Source organism: Mobiluncus porci, from assembly GCF_009695935.1.
GTDB classification, from domain to species: Bacteria; Actinomycetota; Actinomycetes; order Actinomycetales; family Actinomycetaceae; genus Mobiluncus; species Mobiluncus porci.
Genome location: NZ_VUMY01000022.1, coordinates 1 through 17,015, shown reverse-complemented (window position 1 = coordinate 17,015; position 17,015 = coordinate 1). Strand labels below are relative to the sequence as shown.

The 17,015-nt window shown below is 56.3% G+C and carries 18 protein-coding genes; 3 read left to right on the top strand and 15 right to left on the bottom strand.

Annotation, left to right across the window (positions count from 1 at the left end; all coding sequences use genetic code 11):
- Positions 1 to 119 precede the first annotated feature (119 nt).
- The 9 genes from FYJ63_RS10045 to FYJ63_RS10005 form a co-directional block, all read right to left on the bottom strand.
- Positions 120 to 1,103: a phosphoribosylaminoimidazolesuccinocarboxamide synthase gene (locus FYJ63_RS10045; protein WP_154546319.1), complete on the bottom strand. Its 984-nt coding sequence runs from the start codon at positions 1,101 to 1,103 to the stop codon at positions 120 to 122.
- Between the two features lie 66 nt (positions 1,104 to 1,169).
- Positions 1,170 to 1,658: a hypothetical protein gene (locus tag FYJ63_RS10040; RefSeq protein WP_154546317.1), complete on the bottom strand. Its 489-nt coding sequence runs from the start codon at positions 1,656 to 1,658 to the stop codon at positions 1,170 to 1,172.
- Positions 1,655 to 2,014, bottom strand: coding sequence for a response regulator (locus FYJ63_RS10035; protein WP_154546315.1), 360 nt, complete (start codon positions 2,012 to 2,014; stop codon positions 1,655 to 1,657). The genes FYJ63_RS10040 and FYJ63_RS10035 overlap by 4 nt, the downstream gene beginning before the upstream one ends.
- Before the next feature lie 18 nt (positions 2,015 to 2,032).
- Positions 2,033 to 2,524, bottom strand: coding sequence for a chemotaxis protein CheX (locus tag FYJ63_RS10030; protein WP_229770132.1), 492 nt, complete (start codon positions 2,522 to 2,524; stop codon positions 2,033 to 2,035).
- 26 nt (positions 2,525 to 2,550) lie between these two features.
- Positions 2,551 to 2,925: a response regulator gene (locus FYJ63_RS10025; RefSeq protein WP_154546313.1), complete on the bottom strand. Its 375-nt coding sequence runs from the start codon at positions 2,923 to 2,925 to the stop codon at positions 2,551 to 2,553.
- Complete coding sequence (locus tag FYJ63_RS10020) at positions 2,922 to 3,746, bottom strand: CheR family methyltransferase (RefSeq protein ID WP_154546311.1); 825 nt, start codon at positions 3,744 to 3,746, stop codon at positions 2,922 to 2,924. The genes FYJ63_RS10025 and FYJ63_RS10020 overlap by 4 nt, the downstream gene beginning before the upstream one ends.
- Positions 3,743 to 4,870, bottom strand: a complete 1,128-nt coding sequence (locus tag FYJ63_RS10015) for a protein-glutamate methylesterase/protein-glutamine glutaminase (RefSeq protein WP_154546309.1) — start codon at positions 4,868 to 4,870, stop codon at positions 3,743 to 3,745. The genes FYJ63_RS10020 and FYJ63_RS10015 overlap by 4 nt, the downstream gene beginning before the upstream one ends.
- A gap of 129 nt (positions 4,871 to 4,999) precedes the next feature.
- Positions 5,000 to 5,467, bottom strand: coding sequence for a chemotaxis protein CheW (locus tag FYJ63_RS10010; protein WP_229770131.1), 468 nt, complete (start codon positions 5,465 to 5,467; stop codon positions 5,000 to 5,002).
- Between the two features lie 3 nt (positions 5,468 to 5,470).
- Entirely contained in the window at positions 5,471 to 7,966 is a 2,496-nt protein-coding gene (locus FYJ63_RS10005) for a chemotaxis protein CheW (RefSeq protein ID WP_154546307.1), read from the bottom strand.
- Positions 7,967 to 8,202: 236 nt separating this feature from the next.
- Here FYJ63_RS10005 and csrA point away from each other — a divergent pair, with 236 nt between their 5' ends.
- The 3 genes from csrA to FYJ63_RS09990 all read left to right on the top strand — a co-directional run bounded on the left by csrA (position 8,203) and on the right by FYJ63_RS09990 (position 10,010).
- Entirely contained in the window at positions 8,203 to 8,622 is a 420-nt protein-coding gene (csrA, locus tag FYJ63_RS10000; RefSeq protein ID WP_277026416.1) for a carbon storage regulator CsrA, read from the top strand.
- Between the two features lie 325 nt (positions 8,623 to 8,947).
- Positions 8,948 to 9,607, top strand: a complete 660-nt coding sequence (locus FYJ63_RS09995; RefSeq protein ID WP_154546305.1) for a hypothetical protein — start codon at positions 8,948 to 8,950, stop codon at positions 9,605 to 9,607.
- Between the two features lies 1 nt (position 9,608).
- Positions 9,609 to 10,010: a hypothetical protein gene (locus FYJ63_RS09990; RefSeq protein WP_154546303.1), complete on the top strand. Its 402-nt coding sequence runs from the start codon at positions 9,609 to 9,611 to the stop codon at positions 10,008 to 10,010.
- Between the two features lie 90 nt (positions 10,011 to 10,100).
- Here the strand turns inward: FYJ63_RS09990 and FYJ63_RS09985 are convergent, their stop codons facing one another.
- The 6 genes from FYJ63_RS09985 to fliP all read right to left on the bottom strand — a co-directional run bounded on the left by FYJ63_RS09985 (position 10,101) and on the right by fliP (position 16,694).
- The gene (locus FYJ63_RS09985) at positions 10,101 to 11,447 is read right to left on the bottom strand and encodes a hypothetical protein (protein ID WP_338106914.1); all 1,347 of its coding nucleotides are present in this window, start codon (positions 11,445 to 11,447) and stop codon (positions 10,101 to 10,103) included.
- Complete coding sequence (flhA, locus tag FYJ63_RS09980) at positions 11,422 to 13,509, bottom strand: flagellar biosynthesis protein FlhA (protein WP_154546301.1); 2,088 nt, start codon at positions 13,507 to 13,509, stop codon at positions 11,422 to 11,424. Before flhA ends, FYJ63_RS09985 begins: the two co-directional genes overlap by 26 nt.
- Before the next feature lie 96 nt (positions 13,510 to 13,605).
- Positions 13,606 to 14,709 (bottom strand): EscU/YscU/HrcU family type III secretion system export apparatus switch protein, encoded by a 1,104-nt coding sequence (locus FYJ63_RS09975; RefSeq protein ID WP_338106913.1) that lies wholly within the window; start codon positions 14,707 to 14,709, stop codon positions 13,606 to 13,608.
- Complete coding sequence (locus FYJ63_RS09970) at positions 14,706 to 15,452, bottom strand: flagellar biosynthetic protein FliR (protein WP_154546297.1); 747 nt, start codon at positions 15,450 to 15,452, stop codon at positions 14,706 to 14,708. Before FYJ63_RS09970 ends, FYJ63_RS09975 begins: the two co-directional genes overlap by 4 nt.
- A gap of 13 nt (positions 15,453 to 15,465) precedes the next feature.
- The gene (locus FYJ63_RS09965; RefSeq protein ID WP_154546295.1) at positions 15,466 to 15,738 is read right to left on the bottom strand and encodes a flagellar biosynthetic protein FliQ; all 273 of its coding nucleotides are present in this window, start codon (positions 15,736 to 15,738) and stop codon (positions 15,466 to 15,468) included.
- Between the two features lie 8 nt (positions 15,739 to 15,746).
- Positions 15,747 to 16,694 (bottom strand): flagellar type III secretion system pore protein FliP, encoded by a 948-nt coding sequence (gene fliP / locus FYJ63_RS09960; RefSeq protein WP_154546293.1) that lies wholly within the window; start codon positions 16,692 to 16,694, stop codon positions 15,747 to 15,749.
- Between the last annotated feature and the right edge of the window lie 321 nt (positions 16,695 to 17,015).

Sequence of the window (17,015 nt, the reverse complement as noted above, 5' to 3'; positions counted from 1 at the left end):
AGCTCCTCTTCTTGACCCACGCCTATTTACTCTAAACTGTTTTAAATCATATCGGTTCTCGACGGGTTTCGCTGAGTTTTTTAACAGATTAGTGGGTTGATTAGCAGCGCCGCCAGCGCCTACACCAACGACTTCCCCGTCAAAATCCGGTACGCCTCCAGATAACGCTCGGAGGTGCGCGCCACGACCTCAGCGGGCAGAGCCGGAGGTTTGGTTTCTCCGCGGCGGTCCCAACCGGAAGCGGGAGAAGTCAACCAGTCACGCACAAACTGCTTGTCAAAACTTGGCGTAACCTTGCCTTCCACCCACTTATCTGCCGGCCAAAACCGCGAGGAATCCGGAGTGATAACTTCGTCGGCGAGAATAAAGGACTTGGCTCCGTCGGCCACGTTTTCTCCGCGTACCGCCATCCCCGGTTCGGCGCCGAATTCGAACTTCGTGTCCGCGAGGATAATCCCGCGCTCGGCGGCGATTTCCGCGGCTTTCCGGTAAATCAACAAGGTCAAATCGGTGAGATTTTTCGCGACCGCACGCCCGTGGAGCTGCGCAATCCGATCAGCGGAGACATTCTCATCGTGTTCACCCAGCTCAGCCTTGATGGCCGGCGTAAAAATCGGTTCAGAGAGCTTGGAGGCCTCGACCAGCCCCGGAGGCAAGGGAATCCCACAAACCGAGCCGTGGTCCTCGTATTCAGTAAGTCCCGAGCCAGTGAGATAGCCGCGCGCCACGCATTCCACAGGATACATCTCGAGCCGACGAGTCACCATGGCACGACCAGCCACCTCCGTGGGAACATCCTCGTCGAGATTGTGGGTCGCTACCACACCGGAGAGCTGGTCAAACCACCAGCGGGAGAGCTGGGTCAGCACGGCGCCCTTCCCGGGAATCGGGGTGTCCAGCACAAAGTCGTAGGCCGAGATCCGGTCGGTGGCTACGAGAAGTAGCTTATCTGCGCTTTTGATTCCGGCAGCGTTCTCGGGGATAAAGATTTCTCGAACCTTTCCCGCCGCGATCTTCTTCCAGCCGGGGATGGTGGGTGCTTCAGTAAGGGGGTGGTCAAGAATATCGGAAGGAACAAAGTCAGGTGCTACTAATTCAGCCATATCTGTATTCTTTCACAGCCCCGCGCCTCACCCAAAGCGAAACCGGATAACGTCGGAAGCAACCTGTTAGTTGAAGCACATGACGCCGAAGCGGCCCTTGCCGTAGCCCTCGATGTCGAGAATCGAATCGCGGCGCTCCACGTAGGACGTCACCATCTTGTACTCATTCGGGGGAAGTTCCTCACCCGGGGTGTACATGAGCCCAATGGAGACGTGCGGGGCATCATCTTTATTCAACAAGGAGGAAAAAACGTTCAAGATCTCGTAAACATTCTCGATGTAGTTGTCACCCAGAGTGCCATTGTTGATCTCGTCTTGGGCGCCGGCTTGCGGAATCAACTGCAAAGCCGCCCCCGCATAGGCACACAAATCCAAATCCATGATACAGGCCGCGAGAGTCTGGTCCATAGCATCGTTGAAGAACGCCACACAGCAGCCGAATTCCTCATCCGGCTTCAGAATCTCATAGTCAGGCGAAACCTCCACGGTCCTCCCCAACAACATTTCGAACAGGTCGCGAATCTCTTTCGCGGTAGGCAAAGGGGTAACACTCATTTGTTGAACGCTCCTAGAATCTGTTTGAAGGTGGCGGCATCGAAGGGTTTTTGAATGAGGAAATTTGCGCCCGCCTCTTGCGCAACTTGCCGCATTTGAGGGGAACCCTCGGAGGTCACGAAGCCGACCGGAATCTTCGATCCGGTGGCTCGCAACTGTTGAAGCATCTCGATTCCGAGCATATTCGGCATATTCCAGTCGGAAAGAACCAAGTCGGGGGACTCACTAAGGGCCAGCTGCAAAGCCTGGGCACCGTCCTCAGCTTCCATAACTTCCCAATCGAATCCAGCCTGACGCAAGGTGCGAACCACAATCTGGCGCATCACGCGCGAATCGTCAGCCACAATAATACGCATCTCGTTTACCCCTCCCTGTTACTCTTCCACCATGGAAGCTAGGTCACTAATTGAGATTATCAAGAAATTTCCTTTCCAGTTGAAATTCAGAGCCACTATTGGCGGATCTTGCCCCCAAGGTTTTTCTGTCGAAACTTTTGGAATAGTCAGGGTTCCGGAATCCTCCACTACTGCTTTCAAGTTTCCGCCCACAACATTAGCGATTTCCCCAAAAGCATCGTTGATATCTTCCTCGGTGACCTCATCAGTCTCCGCTAAAGTAAACATGGCTCGCGTCAATTCCTCCGAAGTGGACTTTTCCATACTCATCACGACGCGGAATTTACGATTCCCTTTAGAATCAACCCAGGAATAAATCGGGTTGGTAAACGGCTCTATTTCAGCATCAGTTTCAAACACCGTATTGGGAACCTTATCAATAAGGGCATAGAAAATTTCGTTGGCAATCATCGTCACTGCCTGGCGAATATTCTCTTCCAGTTCCGGATCTTTTGTCACTTGTGTCAACATAGGGTGATTCCTCTATCTCTAAAGTATTAGGTTCCAAGTCCGAGCAGGAGCAGTTTTTCGTTTACTGCTTCTGGAGTAAAAGGCTTTATGAGGTATTCGTGAGCCCCCGCCGCGAGAGCCCTCACGATTTGAGAATGTTCCGACTCGGTTGTCACCATCATCAAGGTGATATTGCGGAGTTCTTTCTCGGCGCGAATATTCACGACCAACTCCAGACCGTTCATCACCGGCATATTCCAGTCAATCGTCGCTAAATCCACGCGACCCGTTTCGGGATCTTTCAAAATCTTCAACGCCTCTTCGCCGTTTTGGGCCTCGAGAATCTCGTAGCCTTCGCGCCGAAGAATCCCGCCAATAATCTTGCGCATCGCGCGGGAATCATCCACAATCAGAGCCCTCATCTCGCGCCCCCTTTCAGCCGATAGACTGCGCCTTTGGTGAGAGTCACCCGTTCCCACACCGGATCCATCCCCATGGTGGTTTCGGCAGCCCCTAAGAAGAGATAACCGCCGGGAGCCATAACATTTGCCACTCTACGCAAAACCTCTCGTTTCGTATCCAGGTCAAAATAAATCAAAACGTTGCGAATAAAGACTATGTGGAATGGACCACCCTTGGGCGGGGTGGACATCAGGTTGTGTTCCAGGAAGTTGATCTTTTGGCGCAGTTTCGGGCTAATCGTCCAGTTCGCGCCTTCTCGTTGGAAATACCGCACCAGCATCGGGGCGGGGAGACCGCGGTTGACCTCCAGTTGGGTGTAGAAACCCTGTTTCGCTTTCGCCAAGACGGCGCGGGACAAGTCCGTGGCCACAATCGAGAACTGCGGCGGGGTCGGCATATCGAGAATCGACATGGCGATAGAGTAGGGCTCCTGGCCGGTAGAACAGGCCGCCGACCAAATCGAGATGGTGTGGTGTCCGGCCTTCTGGAGCTCGGGAACCACTGTTTCCGTCAAGCCCTTGAACGGGGTGACATCGCGGAAAAACGAGGTCTCATTCGTGGTCAGAGCCTCGGCGATGTCCTGGAGATCCGCGGGGCGATGCGTGGCAATCACTTGTTGAATCCACTTATCGACCGCGGTCGGACCGTCAAATCCAGCTTGGCGCGCCAACGGAACCAGCCTGGATTCGACCAGGTACTCCTTACCGGCGGGAAGTTGAATCGCGGAACGCTGCCTGACCAATGCCGCCACGTAGTCAAATGTTTGGCGGGTCAGACTCATCGTTTCTCCTGAGCTGAGTGGGTAACGACATGTCGAGAGATTTCGTTAGCGATTTGGTCTAAGGGGAGAATCTGGTCAGCAAAACCAGCGGTCGCTACCGCTCCGGGCATTCCCCAAACCACCGAGGTGTTTTCGTCTTGAACCAGGGTGCGGCCGCCCGCTTCGAGGACTTTCTTACAGCCCTCTTTCCCGTCCTGACCCATTCCGGTAAGAACCACCGCGAGCATTTCGCCCCCGTACATTTGCACCGCCGATTCAAACATGACGTCCACGCTCGGCCGACAGAAGTTTACCGGCGGAGTCTGGGTCATCTTAATGCGAGGAGCGCCAGCGTTTCCAGCAAAGGTCATGTGGTAGTTACCGGCAGCGAGGTAGATATGACCCGGAGCCAGCATCATGCCTTCGCTGGCTTCTTGGACCACCGCGGAGGTCATGCGGTCGAGACGTGCCGCCAACTGGGTCGTGAAAACCGGCGGCATGTGCTGAGTGATCACCAGCGGCACCGGCAGGGGCTTCAAACCGGAGATGACCTTGGACAAGGCCTCCGGCCCGCCCGTGGAGGAACCGAGAATGACAATCCGAATCGGCTTGTCGGGCATACCGGTGCGGTCGTGGAGTTTCACCGGACCAGCGAACATCGCGGGAACCGAGGAAATATTCGCGCGAGCCTCTGCGGAAATGCTCTTGGATGAAGTCAGTCCCGACGCGCGCGCTTTGCCCGGCAGCAAGCCGACAATAATCGGAACGAGCTGCTCGCGGATGGTTTGCATCGATTGCTGCACCGAACCCTGGTTAGCGGGTTTGGTGACGTAGTCGGTGGCTCCCGCGGAAAGCGCCTCGAGGGTGGCGGTGGCACCGCGCTGGGTCAAGGTGGAGAACATGATGATGGGTTCTTTACAGCCCATCTTGCGCAGCTCACGAACGGCTTCGATGCCATTCATGACGGGCATTTCGATGTCCATAGTGATAGCGTCCGGTTTTAACTGTTTCCACTTCATCAAAGCGAGTTTTCCATTCGGGGCGGTTCCCACGACTTCGATACTGGGATCAGCGTTGAGGGCGTCAGTAACGATTTTACGCACGACAACGGAGTCATCCACCACCAGGACTTTGATGCCTGCCATTGCTTCTCCTTGGATTGACCTCTACTATAAATAAAGGTTATCGAGTTTTCGACTCGTTCGCTTTGGATTTGGGGGAACAAAAGAGCCGCGACTGGGTCGCGGCTCTTTTGCTTCCAGGTCTGCCATGGATTAAACCACGGGGGCTTCCTTCGTTTTCTCCGCAGCGCGGGCCTCTTGACCAATGGCCACCACTCGCTCCACGTCGAGGACCAAGAGCAAATCATCGGAGAGCTTGTAGGCTCCCAAGATGAGTTCCCGCAGTTCCGGGGCTAGAGTGTCCGGCGGAGCCTCGAAGTCGGATTCATCGACTTCGCGCACATCACCGATGGAATCCACCATCAGGGACAGGGTCTCACCGTCCAAGACCACCACGACCATCATCGTGTTTTCTTCATCCTCCCGCGGGGGAAGATTCAACTGTTTACGCAGGTCAATCAGGGTTGCAATTTGACCACGCAGATTCACCAAGCCGGTAATCGCTTCAGGAGAAAGCGGAACATTCGTAATGTCTTCCCCGCGCAGAATCTCCGTGACCTGGTTGACTTCGATGCCGTAGAGGGCACCATCAAGCCGGAAAGTAACGTACTGAGTCATCATGGATCACGCTCCTACCATGTCGAGACGGGAACCAATTTCGAGTTCGGCGCTGAAGTCGTCGATCTCATCGAAGAAGGTCGGGTCGGCGGCGCGAACCGCTTGTTCGACGTCGAGCAGTTCGGTGACGCGATCCTTCAAGACCGCAGAACCCAGCAAGCCGTGATCTTCGACCGAGGAGTGCTTGCGCTTGTCGTCGGCAACAATGTCGAGAATCTCGCGAACCACCATCGCCACGGAACGCTCGCCGCGGTTGTAGACCACGATTTGAAGATCCTTCGGCTCTTCGTAGTCCATGACCCCGAGGAGACGATCGAGACGCACAATCGGGAGAATCTGGCCGCGGTATTGGATGACCTCGCGACCTCCCACGCGTTCGACCTTCTCGACATCGATGTGTTCGAGTCGGGTGACTGCGGCCAGCGGAATCGCCACGCGGCGGCCATCGCCGATACCGACCACGAGAGCCTGTCCGATGACCTCGGAGTTGCGAGCCTGGGCCGCTTCGGCTGCCGCCTGGGCTTTCTGGGCTGCCTGGGTGGAAGCGCCGGAAAGGGAGCGACGCGCCACCGCACCGATATCGAGAATCAGTGCCACGCGTCCGTCGCCAAGCAGGGTCGCACCGGCGTAAAGACCGATGGACTTCAACTTGGAAGACAGTGGCTTGACCACGATTTCTTCGTTGTTGATGACCTTGTCGACTACGAGGCCGAAACGCTGGTCGTCGTTTTGCAAAACCGCAATGACGCCGTTGGCTTCTTCGTCGCGACGCTCGGCTTCTTCAGGATGCAGGACGTGGCTCAAGCGAATCAGCGGGAGCAACATGCCGCGCAGGCGGTAAACCGGTGAGGAGTTGACGTATTCCATCGACGTCTCCTTACGAGAAGAATCGAGGGCCACCAGCTCCAGCAGGCTGACCTGCGGGATGGCGTAGAGCTCGCCGTGAGATTCAATCGTCAGCGAGGGCTGGATTGCCAGAGTCAGCGGGATGCGCATCCTCCAGGTAGAGCCCTGCCCCAATTCGGATTCCACATCGACCGTACCGCCGATGGCTTCGACGGAGGTCTTCACGACATCCGTTCCCACCCCGCGGCCGGAGATATTGGAGATCTTCTTCGAAGTGGAGAAGCCGGGGAGGAACAACAGGTTGAAGATTTCCTTGTCGCTCATCTCGCCGAGTTGAGCCTGGGTGACGATGCCCTTTTCGAGAGCCTTGTTGGCGACCTCTGCCGGATCGATGCCGGCACCGTCATCAATAATGTCGACGACAACCTGGCCGCCAGCATGGTAGGCCTTCAACGTCACGGTACCCTTCGGGTTCTTGCCGGCCGCCTTGCGGACTTCCGGCAGTTCCACGCCGTGATCCACGGCGTTACGAACCATGTGGGTCAACGGATCCTTAATGGCCTCCAGCAAGGAGCGGTCCAGTTCGGTGTCGCCACCAATCATGACGAGTTGGACATCCTTGTTCGTCTGTTTGCCGAGGTCCCGCACCACGCGCGGCATCTTCGCCCACAGGTGCTCGATGGGCTGCATTCGGGTCTTCATGATGCCCTCTTGCAACTCGGTGGCCACAATCGACAGGCGTTGCGAGGACTGAACGAGATTCATGTCCGTCATGGAGTCGGTCAAACGCACGATTTGGTTACGCACCAAGACCAGCTCGGAAACCTCGCGCATCAAGACATCGAGCAGGTCCACGTCCACGCGAATCGAGGATTCTGCGGCAGAGCGGGTGTGGTCGTTGTTGTTGTGTTCGGCCGGTTTGGATTCTGCCTTGGACTTTGCCACAGCGGCAGCGGGTGTCGGAGCGGCTGGAGTGGCCGGCGCGACTGCTTCTGCCGGAGATTCCGTCGGGGTTTCCTTCGGGGCTTCTCCAGCGGCTTCTGCGGAGCTGTCAGACACGGAGGTCTGGCCGTTCTCATCAGGCACATTCGTCAAGAAGGGAATCTCAGCCGGTTCGCTCGATTCTTCCGCCGCAGCGTCTGACAGAGAAGTCTCGCCGTTTTCGTCAGGGACGTTAGTCAAGAACGGAACCTCGGCCGGTTCGCTGGCCGCCTCAGTCGGGGCGGGCTCGCCGGCGCTGTTATCTGCCGGAGGAACTTCCTTGGATTGAGATTTACCCTGAATGGCCTCAATCTTGGCGATGACGGATTCAATATCCACATCGCCTTCCTGGCCGGTTTCTTCCACCGAGTTCATGATGTTGCGGATACGGTCAACCATCAACAGCAGCACGTCAGCGGTATCTTGGTCCATCTCACGTACGCCATCGCGGAGTTCGGAAAGCAGGTTCTCACCACGGTGTGCCAGCTTCTCGAGTCGATTGAACGCCAGGAAGCCCGACGTCCCTTTGATTGTGTGTATAGTCCGGAAAATAGAAGACAGTAGGTCTTTCGAGCCCGGATCGGACTCCAGGGAAACCATGTCTTGCTCGAGTTGATCCAAGTTTTCATAGGATTCAACAAGGAATTCGCGGACAATTTCATCCATTTCGCCCATAAAGCGACCTCCCAAATAAGTGGCGCCTTCGGCACCGTCTACAGGCTCGCATCGTCAGACCATTTAATTCCGTTAGCAAATTCACTGAATTTTCAGAGATTTTTCTTGTTTAATTCGGATGAGTGAGTCATGGGGACGTGCTTTTTGACTCATTTGCTTCGCGAAAAATGAGTCAAAAAGCACGTCCCCATGACTCATTTCAAGAATTAATGCTTCCGTAAGGTAAAGTAAGAGACGTGTTAGTTCTCTCTCGGCGGATTGGTGAAAAGATTGTTATCGGTGACGGAATTGTCGTCACCGTGGTGGAAGTGCACCGCGATTCTGTTCGCCTCGGTGTTGACGCCCCGCGTTCCGTGCCGGTCAACCGCGCGGAACTTCTCCAGGCGGTATCCGAAGAAAACGTCGCGGCCATGTCCAACCCCGATGCCGCTGTTGCTTTGAGTTCACTAAAGGGCATCAAGCCGAAGTCCGGTTCGCCTCTGGATTTGAAGAAACTCATGCAGAGCTCGTCACTAGCGTCTTCGGCAAAGGCCTCCACCTCCCAGGACTCTGCCCCTGCTTCGAAGCCCGCAGCTCCCGCTTCGACCGAGGCCCCCAAGCCGTCCGCTCCCGCACCCGGCAAGTCCACCCCGAAACCCCACCCGCCAATTTCCTAGCCCTGATCCGCTCCCCTTAGCGAATACCTGAGGCATCCGGATGCCCACCCGACAGGGTTTCTTTCGACCGCAGTAAATGGGTCATAAGACACGACCAAGCAACACATTATTAGAAGCCGACCGGTAAGCCTTCTTCAAAGCTTTAGCAACCTCGAGACGAGTTCCCACAGAAACAACTCCATCATTCATACCCGAAATTTTCGCGCTCACAATTAGTGACGCACGACACGCGCCACGCACTCAATATACGTAAGGTACGCCGACGACTTGACAAACAGCCGCGATCTATGATATATTATACCAAGATTAGCGAAGGAGCTATATCATGAAAATCAAGGTTGCTATTCTAGTCACCGGACTTTTGCTCTCGCTCTCAACGATTCCCGCCAATGCAAGCACATTTTCAATACCGGATACAGGTCATGGCAGTTTCATAGTTACCAACGAGACTACCGGCAAATCAGTCAAGATACCCCTAGATGTATCCTCGCACACATCCACCCCTACCGATCAGTCAGGCAGAATCACTGGCCACGCAACTGTTCGTATCTCAGCTAAAACTTTGGTCGATATTGGCGCGATTACTAAACAAGAGGCTGAGCATTTGTCGGCAACACGCAGTTCTAGCGGTTCTGCTTCTAATACTGTCTATCCCGTAACAGCAAATGTTGGTATGGAATGGACTTTATACGGCTCCGGCAGTTCACAGACTGTAAAAATATCAAGGGTTTTTGGTTCATTCACTAAAAGCTATCCAACCAGCATTTATAATATATCCTTAGTTGCGAGACAAGGAATGAATGGTGTTGTCTTAAGCAAGTCCCCTACCTCTGCTAGCTTTAGTTACCAAACAGGATGGACACCTGTGAAGCTCGTACGTGGCTCTTGGGATCCTTATGCGCTTCTTCGAGCCAAAATTGCCCCAGATGGTATGGGATCCAACGATATTTCAGTCACCTATTTCCCGTTTTTTAAGCTGAGATAACATGAAAAAGTCAGTTACAGCGGTCGTTCTCCAGACACTTTCCTTGTTTATACCGTTCGCGGTCTCTACCTACTTCAACGCCTGCTTCACTCAAAACTATCTCGTGGCAGCGATAGGCACGCTCGACTTCGTCATGCTGATAGGTCTGCCTTTGCTTTGGTCACTGCTGTCCCTCGCCGCATTCCTCATCGAGATCAAACCAGACGAAGCTTCCCCGCGTTCCACCCAGCGAGTGGTGCTTTCTGTCGGCCTCGGGATTACTGTCGTGACAGCAATAGTATTGCTGAGCCTTGACACTTACAGATTGCCGTCAAGTTTTTATTACACAACTTGCTATTCTATTACTGTTGCGCTTTACCTCATTGGTATAAGAAATCTTCGCGACACCAGCCCAAGCAACTAAGGCGCTTCAATCCGCAATTCCCGCCCCCCAAAAAAGGCTCAGCTTATTTATTACTGGGAGGCTGGCTAAAGGGCGTTCACCAAGGGAAAATCACTTAGCGAGGAGATCTTCGAGGAGCATCTTCCAGGCCTCGCTCCTCGCCGGCACCCCATCAAGCATCCCAATCGGCACCCCGAGCTCAAACAGCGCCCCCGGTCGTTCCGCCTCCCAAATCCGCTGGACTGCCAGGGTATCGGGGTGAAGCGCGTCGGGCAAGCCTTTCAACCAGTTGCGAAGCTTCTCCGGAGGCACCCGCCCGTCGACGACGGCCCAGGTTTGGTCGACATAAATCACCGACAAGAGTTTCGCCATCGTCCGCCGGTGAACCTCAATCAGCGAGTCCGCCAAAGTCAAAACACAGGTTTGCCCTTGATGAGCTTCCATCAGAGTCCGCAGCTCCTCGGCCGAACGCGCCCGCAGAGCCTCTCCGGGAAGGGTCGTCTTCGGCCCGCCCAAAACGCAATAGCCATCATCCCCGAGCCGTCCGGCGAGCCGCTGGGCGGTTTCCACCACGGACAGGGCAATCGGCGCGGCCCCGATAACGACAATCGTCGAGCCGGGTTTTTCGAGTAACTCCACCGGTTGCGGCAGCGACTCCACAAATTCATCAAGACTAAAATCGTCTCCCGAAGTCGGAACCCCCGCCAAAATGTCTTCGGGGAATCCGAGTTCGAGGGCGGCCGCAATCGGCAACCGCTGTCCCGCGGGAGCCTGGGTGATGACTGGTCGGGGCGCGGAGGAGGTGGCGCCGGGGGCGGCGACCCCTTGCAAACGCGCATCCAGCAAAGGCGCGCCCTGCCGCGGAGTCCCTCCGGCCATTCCCGTCGCGCTAGGGCGGGAACTGCCGGCGGGAACACCGGTCGGGGCCGGCGCGCTCGAGGTAGAAGAGGGGGGAGAGGCAGGAGGCGTCGCAGAGTTTATCCCCATCGCCGCGAGCTGCGCCTCAAGGTCAGCAGCGGCAGCTTCGGTTCCGGAGTTGAGTTGGGAGCGGGCTTCATCAAGGAGATTCTGAAGTCCAGCGTCTTTCTTGTCTTCGGCCCTTCCAGAATCAGTCACTTCCGTTCCCGCGGAGACCGCCCCCTGGTCGGCGCCAGACTCAGCCTTTCTCTTCCCCCGCGCCACGGTCTTCTTCCGGTAAGCCCCGGATTCTTCGGCTTTTTCGGACAGGGTTTGGTGCTTCGCCGCCGACTTGGTGGCGTTGGAGAAGGACTCGGGAGGCTCACCCACACCGTCAACTTCCACCAGGACTTCATAGTGTTCTTTAGAGAACATTCCGGCGATTCCACCCTTACGGACCTTCTCGGCTTTGAGCACAGTGACCCGTCGCCCCATCCGTTTCACCTGGCCGATGAGGACGTCAAGACGGTCTCCTTCAACCAGATATCGCGTGGCTGCCACTTATCGTTCCCATCGTTTCAATCATCACTTTCGCGCCGGACACCTCGGTGTATGACAGCACCGGCAGGCGCGCTATACCAAGGTTAACAAGTTTTCGAAGCGCCGGGCGTAAGACAGGCGCACAAACTAGAACAACGGAGAAACCTGTTTGTTCCGCTTGCTCGGTAACCTCGCGGGTTTGGTTCAAGAAGGTTTCCATCCGATCCGGATCCAGCGCGAGCTGGGAGCCCTCATCGCCGGGGCGGACGCTTTCGAGAAGCGACTGTTCAAACAGGGGGTCGAGGGTGATGACCCGCAACACCCCTTCCATCACGTATTTCGCGACAATCGAAGGCCCAAGTTCGGCGCGGGCGGCTTCGATGAGCTGTTCGGGGTCGGTGGTTTGTTTCGCCTTGACCGAAAGCGCCTCGAAAATGCGCGGGAGGTCGAGAATCGGGACCTGTTCTTCCAGAAGCCCTTGCAAAACGACCTGCACCTCCCCGAGAGAAAGCATGGCGGGAATGAGTTCTTCCACCGCGGAGGGGTTCGTTTGGCGCACCCCATCAACGAGGATTCTCACGTCCTCGCGGGACAGCAGGCGCGCGGCGTTTTCGGAGACCAGCGCCCCCAGGTGGGTAATCAGAACGGAGACGCGGTCAACCACGGTCGCCCCGCCGAGTTCCGCGTTATAGCGCAGTTCGACTGGAATCCACTTGCCTGAAAGGCCAAAGACTGGTTCGTGGGTGAGGTCACCGGGGAGGTCATCAAGGGCATCACCAAGAGCCAGCACTTTTCCGGGAGGCGCGACCCCGCGGCCGACCTCAACGCCGGACATGCGGATGACATAGGTGGAAACGGGGAGATCTACCGAGTCGCGGGTCCGCACCGGAGGGAGAACGAATCCCGATTCAAGAGCCACCTTCCGGCGCAGTCCCCGTACACGGGCGAGCAAATCCGTGTCGGTGTTCGCCCCGACGAGGTCAATGAGGTCCGGAGCGAGGAGGATTTCGAGAGCCGGAACCCGCATTTGTTCAATGAGCTGTTCGGGAGTTTCGCCCGCGGGTTTCGTCTCGTCTTCCTCGACAATAATTTCTTCTTCCTGTTCGGACTTCTTCAAGGCGCTCAACTGCTTCCACCCGCCGAAAATCAGCAAGGCGCCGATGACGAGGAAGGGAAGTTTCGGCATAGCGGGGATGAGTCCGAGGAAGATACAGGCGATGCCGGCGATGAGGAGCGCGGAGAAAGACTGGGTGAGCTGTTTGGTGAAGTCCCCGCCGATGCCGCCTTCCGGCGAATCCTTCGAGCGGGTGACGATAACGCCGGTGGCGAGGGACATCAACAGCGAGGGGATTTGGGAGACAAGACCGTCGCCCACTGTCAACTGGGAATAGGTCGAGATGGAGTCGGTGGCGGTCATGCCCTCAACCACCATGCCGATGACGAAACCGGCGATGAGGTTCACAATCGTGATGACGATACCGGCGATGGCGTCGCCCTTGACGAACTTCGAACCGCCGTCCATAGCGCCGTAGAAGTCGGCTTCGGCGGCGATTTCGGCGCGGCGGGTGCGGGCGGTTTCTTCATCAATGAGGCCGGAGTTCAAGTCGGCATCAATAGCCATCTGTTTGCCGGGCATGGCATCCAGGGTGAAGCGCGCCCCGACCTCGGCGACACGGCCCGCGCCGTTGGTGATGACGACGAAGTTGATGATGACGAGGATGACGAAAACGACCATGCCGACAACGAAGTTCCCGCCGACAACGAAGGTTCCAAAGGCCTCGATAACCTGGCCTGCCTTTGCTGAACCGCCCCCGCTTCCGGGGGTCAAGATGAGACGGGTGGAGGCCACGTTCAGACTCAGGCGGAACAGCGCGGCGACCAAAACGAGAGTCGGGAAAACCGAGAATTGCAGGGGTTTTTCGACGAACATGGTTGTCAACAGGGAAATCATGGACAGCATGATGGACATGACAAGGAGAACATCCATCATCCACGGTTGCAGCGGGAAGACGAGTAGCATGACAATACCAACCACTCCGACGGGGATGGCCAGCTTCGACAAAAACCCTACGTTAATTTTCAATTCGGGCGCTCCATGAAATGTTTATTCCCGAATCCCTTCATGTTCTCTCGCATCCTGCAACCAATCTATCGGCAATTCAGTTTAAGACTTTAGTATCTATCCCATCTGGTCAAAAAGATAGTCCGGCATTTTGTGGACTCCCCCGCGCGCGCCCCGCTTCTTCAGGAGCAGGCAGAACGCCAAAACCTGGGCTACCGCGGTATAGAGTTCCTCGGGAATCTCCATCCCGACCGGCGCCGTGGAATAGAGCGTCCGCGCGAGCGCCACGTTCTCCACCATTGGAACCCGATTATCGAGCGCCACTTCCCGAATCCGCGAAGCCAAGTGATCCACACCCTTAGAAACTACCTTTGGCGCTCCTTGCCCGGGCTCGTATTTCAGCGCCACCGCATAGTGGGTTGGGTTCACGACCACAACATCGGCTTCGGCAGTGTCGGCCATCATCCGGTTGCGGCTCATCGCCATCGCGCGAGACCGACGCTGGGACTTGATCTGGGGGTCGCCTTCTTCCTGCTTGTATTCCTCCTTCACCTGCTGCTTCGACATCTTGGTCTGTTTCTGGTTTTTTTTGAAGATAAACAGGGCATCCAAAACCGAAACGACAATCCCCGCAATTACGGAAGCCCAGATGAGAAACCACATTTTGCCGTTACCATAGTTGACGATGTCATAGCCGGACATGTGTCCGGCCGCCCCCATGATCTCCATCACGCCGGAAATGATGACATAGAGCACCACCCCGACGGCTATCGTCTTGATGAGCGCCTTCAAGCCATTCCACAAGGGCTGAACCCCGACAATTTTCTTGATGCCCTTGATGACATTGAGGTTTTGAAGTTTCGGCTTCAAATGTTTTGCGGAGGGGAAAACCCCTTTGCCTTGGATGATGTTGACCAAGACTGCCACCAGCATGATAGCGAGCATGAACGGCAGCAAGGTCCATAGCACGCTCATCAGCGACTGCCCGAGGAATGCCAGGATTTCTCCGAGCGAAGGGTCACTCACCAGGTATTTCAGGGTCGTAAACTGTTCGCGCCCGTTGTTCGCCGCGCTCGAGATAACCGTGGGCAAGAGGGCGGCTCCGGCCGCCAGAGAAATCCAGCCGGTCAAATCCTGGGACTTTTGCAGGCCACCTTCCTCGCGAACTTTTTTCAGGTGTTGCGGAGTGGCCTTCTCTGTCTTCTCCCCGGAATCGCTCACAGGATCACCCCCTGCCAGCTTTTTAGGGCCTCATCAACAATCTTCAAAACAACCTGCGGGAGGACGACCATAATCGTCGGGGCGAGGAAAGCAGTGACAATAATCTTCAGCGGGAATCCCAAGGTGAAAGCGTTCATGGCCGGCGCCACCTTGGTCAAAAGCCCCAAACCCATATCCGTCAAAACTAGGACCAACAGGAGCGGTCCGGCGATCTCGAAGGAGGACATGAGGAGTTCTGCAAAACGGAACACGAGCCGCTCGGCATAGTTGTCCAAATCGAACATCATCCCTGGCGGGAGAGCCGTGAAAGAACGCGCGAGACCAATCACGAGGAGCTGGTAGCCGTTGGTGGCAAACAGCATCGCGAGGGCAGAGAGTTCATAGACGCGCCCGAAGGTGGCCTGGTTATTCATCGTCAAGGGGTCAAAGGTTTGGGCCATGGCGAAGCCGCCCTCGAGGTCGATCAGTGAACCGGCCATCTGGATAGCCGCGAGCATGATGCGCACCATGAGAGCCATGGAGAAACCGATGAACGCCTGCATCACGCACTCGAAGATGAAGGTGCTGGATTGGTAGATGGGTCCGACCCTCCCGACCGTGGCGAGGCCCAGGGCGGCACCGAGGAGCGCTTTGACCTGGCCGGACAAGGCGCGGTTGTTGAACGGGGGACAAAAAACCAGAAACACCGTGGCGCGAATCGTGGTCAAGGCGAAGGCGGTGAAGAACCCAAGGTAAATCGTCATGGCGCGCCCGCCTCTACGAATTCAGAAGATTCGGGATTCGCGCCATCATGTCAAGGGTGGTGTTGACAAGGGTTTGCAGCATCCAATAGCCGGTGATGTAGAGCGCCACCCCGACCGCGATGGTTTTCGGAACGAAAGTCAAGGTGACTTCCTGGATTTGGGTAATCGACTGGAACAGGGAAATCAGGAAACCGACGACAAGAGAAGTAATCAAAATCGGCGCGGCGAGTTTCGCGCCCATAATCATGGCAGTGAGTGCGAGGTCGAGGACGGCGGCAGCATTCATGGCGTCCCCTATCGATAGGTTCCGATTAGGGTCTGGGTCAGCATCCCCCAGCCATCAACCATCACGAACAGCAACACCTTGAACGGAAGCGACACCATCACCGGCGGAAGCATCATCATACCCATACTCATCAAGGCCGCGCCGACAACCAGGTCAATTACGAGGAAAGGTATGAAAACCACGAAGCCGATAATGAACGCGGAGCGAACCTCGGAAATCATGAATGCCGGAACGAGGGTCGTAAACGGGGTTTCTTCGAGGCTCGGCGGGTTCGGGCGGTTCGCGGCGCGGGTCATCAAGGCGATGTCTTCCTCGCGGGTCAAGGGCCCCATAAACTCGCGAATCGGTTTTTCGCCAAGTTGGAAGGTTTCCTGGAACTGGACTTTGCCGTCGATATAGGGCTGGATGGCGTCGGTCCAAATCGTGTTGATCGTAGGGGACATGATGTAGAGGCTCAGGAAAATCGCGAGACCGGACAGCACCTGGGTCGGTGGAATCTGGTTCAGGCCGAGCGCGTTCCTTGCCATGGCGAGGACAATAAAGATTTTCGTGAAACTCGTCATCATCAAAAGGAGGCTCGGCGCCACCGAAAGCACGGTTATGAGGAGGAAGACGAGGACCGCGGTGGAAGGTGACTGGTCGAAGCCGTTGACATTCAGGGTGATGCCAGGGTCTTCCGGATTGGCCGGATTCGTCGGGTTTTGCGGGCCGATAACGTTCGGGGTAGGCGGGTTCGGGTCGATCTGGGTGCGGGCGGATGGGTATGCCGCGGCTAGCGCATTAGCCGACTGCACCTCGGCCACCGCGGAGTTTGCCGCCGCGGGATTGGCTCCGACGGCTTGCGCCCCAGGAAGGGTCAGGTATCCGGCAAAAACCGCCATCACTGCCAAGAACCAGGCCACCTCGAGTTTGAGGCGATTCAACTTCTGGGCGGGGCTCAAATCACGACGTTTCAACCCGAAACCGAAGCGAGTCTGGCGGGCCGCGGCGAGCCGATACTCGGGGGTAGCTCTGTAACTCGTGCGATTTCGGCCATCACTGCCATATCTGGCAGAGGTCGTCGAATTTTCCCGAGTTACGTCACTATCCCCGACTACGCCTCCGACTACACCTCGGACCGAAGCCGGGAGAATACGGCTCGCACTGCCATTATGGCGGTGTCAAGTGGTGAGTGCAACATTGAGTGCTTCGGCGGGGTTTTGCCAGCCGAGGGTTTCGCGGGGGCGGATGTTTAGAAGGTGTTGCATTTCTGTGATGTCGTCGTCGCTGATTTTTCT

What these genes read in the sequence shown, in the direction of transcription:
- FYJ63_RS10035 (WP_154546315.1), bottom strand. Translation starts at nt 2,014, where the DNA reads ATGCGTATTATTGTGGCTGACGATTCGCGCGTGATGCGCCAGATTGTG.
- FYJ63_RS10030 (WP_229770132.1), bottom strand. Translation starts at nt 2,524, where the DNA reads ATGTTGACACAAGTGACAAAAGATCCGGAACTGGAAGAGAATATTCGC.
- FYJ63_RS10045 (WP_154546319.1), bottom strand. Translation starts at nt 1,103, where the DNA reads ATGGCTGAATTAGTAGCACCTGACTTTGTTCCTTCCGATATTCTTGAC.
- FYJ63_RS10010 (WP_229770131.1), bottom strand. Translation starts at nt 5,467, where the DNA reads ATGATGACTCAGTACGTTACTTTCCGGCTTGATGGTGCCCTCTACGGC.
- FYJ63_RS10020 (WP_154546311.1), bottom strand. Translation starts at nt 3,746, where the DNA reads ATGAGTCTGACCCGCCAAACATTTGACTACGTGGCGGCATTGGTCAGG.
- FYJ63_RS09965 (WP_154546295.1), bottom strand. Translation starts at nt 15,738, where the DNA reads ATGAATGCTGCCGCCGTCCTCGACCTCGCACTCACTGCCATGATTATG.
- FYJ63_RS10025 (WP_154546313.1), bottom strand. Translation starts at nt 2,925, where the DNA reads ATGAGGGCTCTGATTGTGGATGATTCCCGCGCGATGCGCAAGATTATT.
- FYJ63_RS10005 (WP_154546307.1), bottom strand. Translation starts at nt 7,966, where the DNA reads ATGGGCGAAATGGATGAAATTGTCCGCGAATTCCTTGTTGAATCCTAT.
- FYJ63_RS10015 (WP_154546309.1), bottom strand. Translation starts at nt 4,870, where the DNA reads ATGGCAGGCATCAAAGTCCTGGTGGTGGATGACTCCGTTGTCGTGCGT.
- FYJ63_RS09970 (WP_154546297.1), bottom strand. Translation starts at nt 15,452, where the DNA reads ATGACGATTTACCTTGGGTTCTTCACCGCCTTCGCCTTGACCACGATT.
- FYJ63_RS10040 (WP_154546317.1), bottom strand. Translation starts at nt 1,658, where the DNA reads ATGAGTGTTACCCCTTTGCCTACCGCGAAAGAGATTCGCGACCTGTTC.
- FYJ63_RS09995 (WP_154546305.1), top strand. Translation starts at nt 8,948, where the DNA reads ATGAAAATCAAGGTTGCTATTCTAGTCACCGGACTTTTGCTCTCGCTC.
- FYJ63_RS09990 (WP_154546303.1), top strand. Translation starts at nt 9,609, where the DNA reads ATGAAAAAGTCAGTTACAGCGGTCGTTCTCCAGACACTTTCCTTGTTT.